We start from the raw sequence: 11,927 nt of genomic DNA on the forward strand, positions 1-11,927 counted from the left end.
ACCTATCTCCCATAGTGATAGGTAATGACTTTACCCCATCCAGGTAACGCCTAGAATGCCCCCCAGTTACCGGAGGATCCACCATGAATGCCTACACCTACCTCGCCATTGCCATCTGCGCCGAAGTCATTGCCACCGCATCCATGAAAGCGGTGAAAGGCCTGAGCACGCCACTGCCGCTGCTGCTGATGGTGGTGGGCTATGGCATCGCGTTCTGGATGCTGACCCTGGTGGTGCGCAGCATTCCGGTGGGGATCGCCTATGCCATCTGGTCGGGGTTGGGGATTGTGCTGATCAGTGTCGCGGCGCTGGTGATCTATGGGCAGAAACTGGATGTGCCGGCGATGCTGGGCATGGCGATGATTGTGGGTGGGGTGGTGGTGATTCAGCTGTTTTCGAAGACGGCTGGGCATTGATGGTTGCCGGGGTCTGGCGGGAGGTTGGGTCAGGGCTGCCAGGTGCTTGTCTTGATTCCTGGTGTCGCGTAGATCGAGCGCCGCGCGGGCGGCGCTCGATCTCAAAGGCGCCATAAACCTCAAGGCGGCCACATGTCAGCCCGCACGCAATCCCTCTCGGGCCCGACCCTGTATACTTGCCAGCTGTCCCAGTCTTCGAGGTACCGCCATGCCATCTGCCATTTCCACTGACGTGCTGATCGTCGGCGCCGGGGTCGCAGGCCTCTGGCTCAATGCCCGGCTGCGCCGCCTGGGCTATTCGACGGTACTGGTGGAACGCGCCAGCCTTGGCGGCGAGCAGACCATCAAGTCCCAGGGCATTATCCATGGCGGCACCAAGTATGCCCTGCACGGCGCCCTCACCGGCGCTTCGGAAGCCATCGCCGACATGCCGCGTCGCTGGCGCGAAGCGCTAAGTGGCAGCGGCGAGCTGGACCTTACCAGCACCCGCCTGCTGTCCGACGCCCATTACCTGTGGTCGCCAGGCACCCTGGCCGGCAACCTCACCAGTTTCTTCGCCAGCAAGGCCGTGCGCGGCCGGGTCGACCAGGTAAAGGGCGAGCAACTGCCACCTGCGCTCCAGGACCGCGCCTTCAAGGGCAAGGTCTATCGCCTGGCCGAACTGGTCGTGGACGTGCCCAGCCTGCTGGCCAACCTGGCCCAGCTGGCGGGTGACAGCCTGCTCGCCGGCGAGCGCATCGCGCCACTGCGCATGGGCGAAGAGCTGGTCGGCCTGCGCGTGGACGGGCGCGACATCCGCGCCCAGCGCATCGTGCTCAGTGCCGGCGCCGGTACCGAAGAGCTGCTGCATGCCCTGGGCCTGAACCAGCCGGCCATGCAGACACGCCCACTGCACATGGTCATGGCCAAAGGTGCCAACCTGAAACCGCTGTACGCCCATTGCCTGGGCGGCGGGCCGAAGCCACGGGTGACGGTGACCACCCACCCGGCCGCCGACGGCCAGTGGGTCTGGTACCTGGGCGGTGACCTGGCCGAAGCCGATGGCGTTGCCCGCGAGCCGGCTGCGCAAATCGCCGCGGCACAGAAAGAAATCGCCAGCCTGCTGCCATGGGTGGACCAGAGCCAGGTGCGCTGGGCGACCCTGCGGGTCGACCGGGCGGAACCGGCGCAATCGGGCCTGGTACGCCCGGACAACGCCTTCCTCGCCGACCAGCAACGCCTGCTGGTGGGCTGGCCAACCAAGCTGGCCCTGGCACCGGACTTCAGTGACCGGGTCATCAGCCACCTGGAGCGTGACAGCATCCGTCCGCAGGCGCAGGCCGACCTGGTCGACCTGCCACGCCCGCCGCTGGGTGTGCCGGCCTGGGAGCAACTGCTGTCATGAGCCTGCCCACCCTGCACAACTACCATCGCCCCTTGGGCAGCACCGGCTTCAAGGTTTCGCCGCTAGGCCTGGGCACAGTCAAGCTGGGCCGCGACCAGGGCGTGAAATACCCCACCGGCTTCACCATCCCCGGCGATGACGAAGCCCGCCTGCTGCTGGCCCAGGCCCGCGAGCTGGGCATCAACCTGATCGACACCGCCCCGGCCTACGGCCGCAGCGAAGAGCGCCTGGGCCCGCTATTGCGCGGCCAGCGCGATGACTGGGTGATCGTCAGCAAGGTTGGCGAAGAATTCGACAACGGCCAATCACACTTCGATTTCAGCGCCGCCCACACCCGCCGCTCGGTGGAGCGCAGCCTGCGGCGCCTGGAAACCGACCGCATCGAGCTGGTGCTGGTGCATTCCGACGGCAACGACCTGGCAATCCTCGAACAGCAGGAGGTCTACCAGACCCTGGCCGAGCTCAAGCAGGAGGGCAAGATCCTCGGCTTCGGCCTGTCCGGCAAAACCGTCGCCGGCGGCCTGAAGGCACTGGAGCAAGGCGACTGCGCCATGGTCACCTACAACCTCAACGAACAGGCAGAACGCCCGGTGCTGGACTACGCTGCCGAACACGGCAAGGCCATCCTGGTGAAGAAGGCCCTGGCCAGCGGGCATATCTGCCTGGCTCCGGGTGTCGACCCGGTGCAAGCCAGCTTCGAGCTGCTGTTCGCCCACCCGGGCGTCAGCAGTGCTATCGTCGGCACCATCAATCCGTTGCACCTGGCCCACAACGTGGCCACCGTCGCCCGTATCCTGGGCCAGCATTGAGTTGCCCCAGGCCCAGCCTGGACTGACCCGACGCAAGGAGGAGCCTCGTGGCGCGAACGCTGATCCGCAAGAACCCGAGCAACTTCAAGACACTGCCGCTGCATGTCGAGGCCACGCCCGAAGGGCTGACCTACCAGAGCATCGGCATGCCGCTGAACTTTGCCCAGACCCAACAGCGGCGCAAGGCCATCCAGTTGGCCGATGTGCAACGTTTCGTGGTCGAACTGGCCAACCTGGGCGTGTCGGTACGGCTGACCCTGCATTGGCAGAACCGCGATTACTGGGTGCTGGTGCGTCAGCGCCGGCAAGACCGTGGCGATGTGGTGCTGAAACTGATTTCCGGCTATGTGCCGGCGCAGGAGCTGAACCTGCCGTTGCATACAGCCGTGCAGGAAGTGGCCGAGGAATGCCTGCTGGAAACCCCGGAAGGCTGGCTGGGCGGGCGCTTCAACGACACCTGGCTACCCGTACCCTACGCTGCCGCCCTGCACTACCGCGAAACACCGCACTTCGTGCTGACCCCGGAGTCCGGTGCCGCACGCCCGGTGCACTGCGGCAAGCTGATGCTGCTGGAACGGCCACGGGCGTATGTGCACTTGCCCACCGCCTCGCTGCAACTGATCTATGACATGCGCCTGCAGGTACCCCGGGACGCCAAGAAGCTCAGCCTGTTCCACGTTGATGAGCGGCTGGAGGGCGACCAACTGGTGGCGCGGCTCAACCGCAAGCGGCCAGACCTGTACCTGATGCCATTGAAGGACGGCCAGCCACTGGCTGAACTGTATACCGTGAGGAAGGATGAATTGGTGCCGGCGAGCACGCGCGGGCTGTACCTGGCCGAGAGTTTTGCACGGCAGGAGGGTTGGGTGGTCACGGACGAGCGGGTGCGCTGGAAGGATTGGGTGAAACAGCAGGGGTTGGTGGAGAGCAAGCCGGTGCGGGCATCGCACCTGCAGCGGTTTGGCGACAAGGCGCGAGCGCTGCTGGAACGGGCGCGTACCTCCCTGAACAAATGATTGGGGCCGCTATGCGGCCCTTCGCGGGCATGCCCGCGAAGGGCTGCACAGCAGCCCCGATTATCAGTTCTTGCGAATCTTCTCGACGATCGCCGTGGTCGAGCTGTTCTCGACCAGCCCCAGCACCTTCACGGTACCGCCATAGGCCTTGACGATATCGGCACCTACCACCTGGTCGATGCCATAGTCGCCGCCCTTGACCAACACATCCGGCTTGACCTGGCTCAGCAGGTTCTCCGGCGTGCCCTCGGGGAAGCTGATCACCCAGTCCACCGCACCCAGCCCGGCCAGTACGGCCATGCGCCGGTCGACGCTGTTGATCGGCCGGCCCGGCCCTTTCAGGCGGCTGACCGAGGCATCATCGTTGACCGCGACGATCAGGCGATCGCCCTGGGCCCGCGCCTGTTCCAGGTAGGTGACATGCCCGGCATGCAGGATGTCGAAGCAGCCGTTGGTGAAGACGATCTTTTCTTTGTGCGCCCGCGCGTCATCAATGGCCAGCAGCAGCTGCTCCAGGCCCAGCACACCGCGCTCGGAGCCTTCCTCGCGCTGGATCGCCCGGCGCAGCTCGGGGGCACTGATCGCAGCCGTACCCAGCTTGCCGACCACGATACCCGCCGCCAGATTGGCCAGGGCCACCGCGTGGGGCAGGTCCTCGCCGGCAGCGATGGCCGCAGCGAGGGTGGAAATGACAGTATCACCAGCACCGGTCACGTCGAACACTTCACGCGCCCGCGCCGGCAGGTGCAGCGCCGGCTGGCCGCTGCGCAGCAGGGTCATGCCGTGCTCGCCACGTGTTACCAGCAAGGCGCCCAGGTCCAGGTCCTGCAGCAACTGCAGGCCCTTGGCGACCAGCTCGGCTTCATCGGCGCAACGGCCGACGATGGTTTCGAACTCGCTGAGGTTGGGGGTGATGAGGCTGGCGCCACGGTAGATGGAAAAGTCCTTGCCCTTGGGGTCGGCCAGCACCGGAATGCCCTTGGCCCGCGCCGCCTGGATCAGGCTCTGGTGGTTTTTCAGTGCGCCCTTGCCGTAGTCCGACAGGACCAGCACCTTGACGCCCTCGAGCAGGCTGTCGACCTCGGCCCCCAGCGACAGCGGGTCGGTGGCGAACGGTTCTTCGAAATCGATGCGCAGCAACTGCTGGTGACGGCTCATGACCCGCAGCTTGACGATGGTCGGCTGGTGCGCGATGCGCTGGAACACCGAGCGCACGCCTGCAGCCTGCAGGCTGTTGGCCAGGCTGTCAGCGGCCTCATCCTGGCCGGTGACACCGATCAGCGAAGCCGGTGCGCCCAGGGCGGCGATGTTCAAGGCAACACGTTGGCCGCGCCGCCGGGGCGATCCTCGATCTGATCGACCTTGACCACCGGGACTGGCGCTTCAGGCGAAATACGCGAAGTACCGCCATGCCAGTAGCGGTCGAGCATGACATCGCCGACCACCAGTACCGGGGCTTGATCGAAACGCGGCATGGACAACTTCATGGGCAACCCATATGGAAATAATGAACAGGGGCAGGATATTAGCACAGGGTAGACGACGGCTTTATGGCCAGATCACCCCAGGAAAATTCCCGTGACAATCGGGGCCACGACGGCCCCGATCAACGAGGGTTCAGGTGATATCGGCCTTGGCCGGCTCATCCAGGCCCATGGCATGCAGGCGGGCATAATGGCCATTGGCCGCGAGCAGCTCGGCATGGGTGCCGCGCTCGACCAGGCGCCCTTGGTCCATGACCAGGATCTGGTCAGCTTTCTCGATGGTCGACAGGCGGTGGGCGATCACCAGCGTGGTACGACCCTGCATCACATGGTCCAGGGCCGCCTGGATATGCCGCTCGGACTCGGTATCCAGCGCCGAAGTGGCTTCGTCGAGGATCAGCAGCGGTGCGTTCTTCAGCAGTGCCCGGGCGATGGCCAGACGCTGGCGCTGGCCGCCGGAGAGCAGCACGCCGTTTTCGCCCACTTCGGTATCGAAGCCTTTCGGCAGCCGGTCAACGAACTCCTTGGCGTAGGCATCGGCCGCAGCGGCTTCGATGTCGGCGCGCGGAGCGCCGGCCAGGTCACCATAGGCGATGTTGTTGGCCACAGTGTCATTGAACAGGGTGACATGCTGGGTCACCTGCGAAACATGGCGACGCAGGTTACGCAGGCGATAGTTCTCGATCTCCACGCCATCGAGCAGGATCTGCCCTTGATCATGGTGATAGAAGCGCGGGATCAGCGCCGCCAGGGTCGACTTGCCGCTGCCGGAGCGACCGACCAGCGCGATCATTTGCCCCGGCTCGGCGACGAAGCTGATGTCGCTCAGCACCTCACGCTCGGTACCCGGGTAGGTGAAGCTCAGGTTGCGCACTTCCAGGCGCCCTTCCACCCGCTCCTTCTCGACGGTGCCACTGTCCACTTCAGGCGCTTCGTCCAGTTGCTCGAAGATGCTCTCGGCACCGGCCAGGCCCTTCTGGATGGTCGAGCTGACTTCCGAAAGCTGGCGAATCGGCTTGGGCAACAGGCCAGCGGCGGTGATATAGGCCACCAGGTCACCGGCAGTGGACTCGCCACGCAGGAACAGCACCAGGAACATCAGCGCGGCCATGGCGGAATAGATCACCAACTGCAGCATCGGCGTGTACAGCGAGCCGGTCTTGGTCATGTGCAGCTGCTTGTCGGTATTGCTCTGGCTGGCCTTGCCGAAACGCTGCTTCTCGTAGGCTTCGCCACCGAAACTGCGCACCACGCGGTAGCCCTGGATGGTTTCCGAGGCCACGTGGGTGACGTCACCCATGGCCACCTGGATCTTCTTGCTCTGCTTGCGGAATTTCTTTGCTGGCGACGCTGACCATTACCGCGATCACCGGCAGGATGGCGACCATCACCAGGGTCAGGTGCCAGTTCATCCACAGCAGGTAGGCGAACAGGAACACCACGGTCAGGCCTTCGCGGATCACCACCTTGATCGCATCGGTGGCGGCACCGGTGACCATGGTCACGTTGAAAGTGATACGCGAAATCAGGTGCCCGGAGTTGTGGTTGTCGAAGTAGCGGTTAGGCAGCACCAGCAGCTTGTTGAACAGTTCCACACGCAGGTCGTGCACCAGGCACAGGGAAACCTTGGCCAGGAAGTAGTTGCCGAGGAACGAGCCCAGGCCCTGCCACGCGGCGATCAGGATGATCAGCAGCGGCACCGCCTGCAGCAGTTGCAGGTCGCGCAGGTAGGGGACGTTGGGGAACAACACCGCTTCGGGGTTGCTCAGGCCATCGACGAAATACTTCAGGATCCCGGCCAGCATCGGCTGGGTCGAGGCAAAGATCACGAAACCGATGATGCTCAGCAGGAAAATGCCGACATAGGGTTTCACATAGCTCAGCAGCCGGAAGTAGATCTTCAGGCTGGAGGTGTGTTCCGCCGGTCGCGGTGTTTCGGCCATTATCGAGCTCGCTGTTCAGGTTGAACCGGAAATTTTACCACAGGCGCCATCTTCGGCACGTCCCCATGGCAGCAACATGGCCAGGCCGACCGGCAGCCAGCTGATGAACCATTCGGCACGTGGCGTACCGGTGAGGCTGGCGGCATCGAACTGCATGGCCAGGGTCGAGTACACCCAGAAGCCGAGCAGGATCTTGCCGAACAGCGTGCCGCGTGCGCGGATGATTTCGCCCAGGGTGTACAGCCACACCATGACCCACAGCAGCATGCCCGGAAGGCCCATCTCCACTGCTATGTGGGTGAACATGTTGTGGGTATGGTCGAAGTGCTTGCCCACTGCACTCACGTCGTATGCAGTCCCCAGGCCAAGCCCGGTCCAGGGATGCGCGGCGATCATGTCGACCACGGCATGGAAGATTTCCGGCCGGTAGGACGAACCGCGCTGGGCGATCAGGTCGTACACGAGATAGAAGGCCAGGCCGGTGGCAATCGCCGCCAGCATGGCGAACACCCGGCTGTGGCGGTCGCGGAACCACAGCGGCGCCATGATCACCGTGAGCACCAGGGCCAGGACCGCGCCACGGCTCTGGCTGAGCATGGCAAACACCCCCAGGCACGCCAGCGCTGCCAGCCACAACAACTGCAGGCCACGTTGCCGAGGCGGCTCGTAAAGCAGGAAGAGCACGGCTGCACCGATGACGTAGGCGCCCAGGATCGGGTGAGATATCTCGCCGATGCCCTGCAGGCGGGCGACCAACGGCATGCCCAGCACGCCGTAGAAATGGATGATCGAGACCAGCGCGGCAACGGCCAGCAAGACGCTACCGGCCAGCAGCAGTTGACGAATGCGGGCCAGGCCAAGCTGGGCCAGCAGCGGGAACGCCAGCAGGAACACCAGGATGTAGAGCAGGCGCTTGGCCTCGCGCCCCGGCTCTTGCGCGGCCGACCAGAACAGGCTGAGCCCGCTCCATGCCAACAGCAGCAGTACACTCACCCACAAGGCCGGCTGACGCCGCCAGGCTTGCATGATGACGTGCCTCGCGGACCACGCCATTACCAGCGTCGGCAGCCACAGGAACAGCACAAGGCCCTGTTGATAGACCTTGTTGCTCGGTGCCAGGGCAATCGCTGCCAGGAACCAGACCAGACCAAACCCCAACCAGGCTCGCGCCCAGTTTTTTTCATACAACATCTTTCCCCCGATGAATCAAACACACCATCCAATGGTGCTACAGCATAATTTTCGGCATTATTGCCGGTCATTCTGTTCGCCCGACGACAAGGCTTTATTCATGCAATGCTCCCGGCTACCCCAGGTCGACTTCGATCAGCTGACACAAGGTGCACAGGTGCTTGAGGCAGACAGCCATGGTGCCAAAGTCTACCTGCTCGCGGATGGTAATTTCCTTAAGGTTTTCCGTAGGAAAAGACTGATTTCATCTGCACTGCTGCGTCCGTACTCGCAGCGCTTCGTCGACAATGCCGCGCGCCTTGCGCAACTGGGCATCCCGACCCTGAACGTGATCAGCCAGCACAAGCTCGATGTGCCAGGCCGCACCGCCGTACTGTACCGCCCGCTGCCGGGGCGCACCTTGCTGCAGATGTCGCGCGAAGAGGGTTTCAGCTGGGACACCTACCTGCCGCGCCTCATCGAGCTGATCCGCCAGCTGCACCGCAGTGGCGTGTACTTCCGCTCGCTGCACCTGGGCAATGTGGTGGTCACCCCCGACCAGCAGCTGGGCCTGATTGACGTGGCCGACATGCGCTTCCTGCGCCCGCCGCTGTCGGCGCGCATGATCCGGCGCAATGTGCAGCACATGGTGCGTTATATCGAACGGGAGAACCTGGGCGACCGATTCCCCCTGGCTGCCTTCGAGGCCGCCCTGCTGGCACGCTGAGGTCAGTTGCGCAGCAGGCTCTGCGAGCCGCTGCAGAACGCCTGCCAGGCCTGCTCCGGAGCCAGCGCCTGGCGCTGCCGGGCGGCTACCGCCGGGCCACTGAGCGCCGCGCAACGCACCATCGCCTCGGCCCAGGCATTTTCATTGGCAACGGGCAGGTAGCCACCGGTGTCCTGCAACTGCTCGCGGAACACCTGCAGGTCGCTGCACACCACGGGCACGTCGGCCATGACCGCTTCCTGCACCACCAGCCCCAGGCCTTCGGAGCGCGAAGGCACCAATAGCCAGTCGAATGCCCGGTACAACTGCTGCAGGTCGTCGCGATGACCGCTCAGGTGAACACGCCCGGCCAGGCCCAGCGCGTCGATACGGGCCTGCAATACCGCACGCAGGGGGCCTTCGCCGATGATCGCCAATTGCAAACCCGGCTGCCGCGCACTGGCTTTGGCGAACGCCTCGATCAGCATCTCGAAGCCCTTGCTCTCCACCAGCCGCCCGACCGCGCCCAGCATCACCCCATTTACCTGGGGCAACTGCAGGGCCTGCCTGGCCGCCTCACGGCTCAACAACGGCTCGGCGAACGCCAGCGGGTCAAGGGCCATGCGCAGAGTCTGCACCGGCCTGCCCAGTTCGTGTTCGATGGACGCGGCCAGTGTCTGCGAAACGGCGGCAATGCTCAGCCGCTCGGCCGGGAACATGCGCAGCAGGCGAACATCACTGGCGCTCAGACGCGTCTTGCCGTGGAACAGCACCTTGGCACGCACCTGCGGAACCCGCTCCAACAGCGGCAACACCAGCCGCGCCACACCGACGCCGTCGAGCAGCACGACTTCAGCCTGGGCCTCGTAAAGTGCCTTGCGCAAGCGCATGCGCAACCATGGGCGCAACAGCCGCCAGAAGTGCCGCCCTTTCAGCGCCCGTGACGGCATGTGCCACTCGCGAGTCGAACCAAGCCCACAGCAGAGCCCGCTACCCAGCAGCAGCCAGTTGCTGATCCGGGCATCGGCCCCCGCGTGCGACAGCACCTGCCGATGCACCTTGTGGATGGACATGTACGGCGTTCCACCCGCCCACATCATATTGACGATGTTCATGGGCCCTCTCCCGCTCATGCCAGGTGGGGCAGCGACTTCATTGAACAAAAAGGGTGATTCCCATGCCAATCACGGCACCCGCCACCAGCGTCAATGCCAACTTCATCCGATCACGCTTACGACGTTTGGCCTTGCGCTCCACTTCGATGGGCAAGGTCACGTGATTACCAAATCCTGTATGCAAGACTGCATCCCCCTCCAGGGTGACCGCTGTCAGGTTCAACTCAGCGTAGCGTCGGGAAAGTGCCTTCTCTCCAGCATAGGCGGCAAATGGCGCGCAACGCTGGTAATCGCTCAAACGACGCAGCCCGGGGTTGAGCGAAAACGCCTGCCACTCGGCCTTGTCGGACAGCAGCGGGTAGCAAGGCACCCCGGCGATCACCTGGCGATCGCCCAGGTGAAATGTACGGGCTGTGGATGGCCAGGTCATGGGCATGGCTGCGCAGCCAGACCTGCAACAGGTCGGGGCTGACCTCCAGGATGGCCCGGGAGTCCTCGACGAAGCCCTGGCGATAGAAGTGCCAGTCGTCCTCGCAGTGGAAGATGTAGGGTGTCTTGACGTGGCTGTAGGCCAGGTCGATAGACGGCAACTGGCCCAGCTTGGGCCGGTTGACGAACACCTTGCAGTGCGGTTTCCAATGCTCAGGCACAGCGGCATGCACGGCATCGTCACCGGAATCTTCGGTGATGAACACTTCGCGAATGGGCGCGGTATTGTAGCGATCGAAACTCTCAAGGGTATCTCTGAGCAGATCGAACCGCCCACAACTGGTCACGACAAGCGTGATGTCACTCTCACCTGAAAAGCGCACCGGACTCCCTCCGCCTTGCGACTATCGACTTTCGGCACCTGTTCCGTAGGCGCGAAAGTTCTTATGTTAGATGCCCAGCTTCAGGCGCAGCCGCTGCCATGCAGACAACGGTGGGTGGGGCCTGAGTGCCGGGCGCATGTGGTCGACGATGCTACGTCCAACTGCCGCGAAACTGAAACGGGAAACCGCCAGATGGCGACCATTTTCTGCAATCTGCCGGGCCAGTTCAGGATCCGAACGCAAGCGGCGGAGTTTTTCCTGAAGGGTGGGGATGCTGTCATAGAACACCACGTTGTGCATGTCCTGCAGGCCCAGTGCGCGGTTTTCCTGCTCGCCCTGGTCATACGCCAGCAACACACAGCCGCAGGCCATGGCTTCGAAGTTCTTGATCATGTATTCGCCCATGCCGACGTCGGCACTGACGAAGAAGCGGATCCGGTTGAGCGTGTTGCAGTAGTCTTCACCCGATTTGGTACGGGTCACCACCAGGTTCTCGACCCGGCCCAGCTCGTCCAGCAACGCCTTGCGGCCGCTGTAGGCCACGCTGTTGGTGCTGCCGACGAAGGCCAGTTCGATGTCGCGCTCACGGCCTTGGTCGGCCAGCAACTGCTCGTCGTAGCCCTTGGGCACGAATACGGCGTCGAAACCTTCCTGACGCAGGCGCTCGCTGACCATGTAGCCGGAGCTGATCACCCGCGCCCAGGGCAGCTTGCGGTAATGGGCGCTGAACTTGCCGGTGTACTTGCACGGGATGTAGTTCTGATAGGCATCGTGCTCCAGGATGACCAGGTTCGGCACGGTGCGGATGAACGCCGCCTGACGGATTTCCTGCTTGAAACGCAGGAAGAACACGATGCGGTCGTAACGCTCGACCTGCACCTCACGCTTGAAATAGCGGCGCAGATTGCGCTGGTCTTCGCTGGTCAGCCAGCGCAGGTCGCACTCGCAATTGGCCGCGACGCCATCGTACAGGCGGTCGAGAATCGCCCGCTGTTCCTTCTGCACCAGAAATAGGACTTTCATTGGGTTCCTTGGGCGCTCGGCGCCATCGCGGTCAACCATGGCGGCGCGG

8 protein-coding genes and 3 pseudogenes are annotated in these 11,927 nt (G+C 63.8%); 5 read left to right on the plus strand and 6 right to left on the minus strand.

Annotated elements, in window-relative coordinates; genetic code table 11:
- Positions 1–83 precede the first annotated feature (83 nt).
- From QIY50_08195 to QIY50_08210, 4 genes are all read left to right on the plus strand, one after another.
- Complete coding sequence (locus QIY50_08195; GenBank protein ID WGV22156.1) at positions 84–416, plus strand: multidrug efflux SMR transporter; 333 nt, start codon at positions 84–86, stop codon at positions 414–416.
- A 208-nt stretch (positions 417–624) separates the two neighbouring features.
- On the plus strand, positions 625–1,800 hold the full coding sequence (locus QIY50_08200) for an FAD-dependent oxidoreductase (protein ID WGV22157.1): 1,176 nt from the start codon (positions 625–627) through the stop codon (positions 1,798–1,800).
- Entirely contained in the window at positions 1,797–2,609 is an 813-nt protein-coding gene (locus tag QIY50_08205) for an aldo/keto reductase (GenBank protein ID WGV22158.1), read from the plus strand. Before QIY50_08200 ends, QIY50_08205 begins: the two co-directional genes overlap by 4 nt.
- 47 nt (positions 2,610–2,656) lie before the next feature.
- Positions 2,657–3,625 carry a metal ABC transporter ATPase gene (locus QIY50_08210; protein ID WGV22159.1) on the plus strand — a complete coding sequence of 323 codons (969 nt, stop codon included), beginning with the start codon at positions 2,657–2,659 and terminating at the stop codon, positions 3,623–3,625.
- 63 nt (positions 3,626–3,688) lie between these two features.
- On the opposite strand, the pseudogene hldE reads toward QIY50_08210, so the two are convergent.
- The 3 genes and pseudogenes from hldE to QIY50_08225 form a co-directional block, all read right to left on the minus strand.
- Positions 3,689–5,112 (minus strand): annotated as a pseudogene (gene hldE, locus QIY50_08215) (bifunctional D-glycero-beta-D-manno-heptose-7-phosphate kinase/D-glycero-beta-D-manno-heptose 1-phosphate adenylyltransferase HldE).
- Positions 5,113–5,242: 130 nt separating this feature from the next.
- A pseudogene (gene msbA / locus QIY50_08220) lies at positions 5,243–7,052 on the minus strand (lipid A export permease/ATP-binding protein MsbA).
- Between the two features lie 15 nt (positions 7,053–7,067).
- The gene (locus QIY50_08225; protein WGV22160.1) at positions 7,068–8,243 is read right to left on the minus strand and encodes an O-antigen ligase family protein; all 1,176 of its coding nucleotides are present in this window, start codon (positions 8,241–8,243) and stop codon (positions 7,068–7,070) included.
- 100 nt (positions 8,244–8,343) lie between these two features.
- Here QIY50_08225 and QIY50_08230 point away from each other — a divergent pair, with 100 nt between their 5' ends.
- Positions 8,344–8,949, plus strand: a complete 606-nt coding sequence (locus QIY50_08230) for a toluene tolerance protein (protein WGV22161.1) — start codon at positions 8,344–8,346, stop codon at positions 8,947–8,949.
- Positions 8,950–8,951: 2 nt separating this feature from the next.
- On the opposite strand, the gene QIY50_08235 is transcribed toward QIY50_08230, so the two are convergent.
- From QIY50_08235 to QIY50_08245, 3 genes and pseudogenes are all read right to left on the minus strand, one after another.
- Complete coding sequence (locus QIY50_08235; GenBank protein WGV22162.1) at positions 8,952–10,043, minus strand: glycosyltransferase; 1,092 nt, start codon at positions 10,041–10,043, stop codon at positions 8,952–8,954.
- Positions 10,044–10,080: 37 nt separating this feature from the next.
- Positions 10,081–10,855 (minus strand): annotated as a pseudogene (locus QIY50_08240) (glycosyltransferase family 2 protein).
- Positions 10,856–10,921: 66 nt separating this feature from the next.
- Complete coding sequence (locus QIY50_08245) at positions 10,922–11,878, minus strand: glycosyltransferase (protein WGV22163.1); 957 nt, start codon at positions 11,876–11,878, stop codon at positions 10,922–10,924.
- Between the last annotated feature and the right edge of the window lie 49 nt (positions 11,879–11,927).

Origin of the sequence: Pseudomonas putida (assembly GCA_029953615.1) — a bacterium.
Classification (GTDB): domain Bacteria; phylum Pseudomonadota; class Gammaproteobacteria; order Pseudomonadales; family Pseudomonadaceae; genus Aquipseudomonas.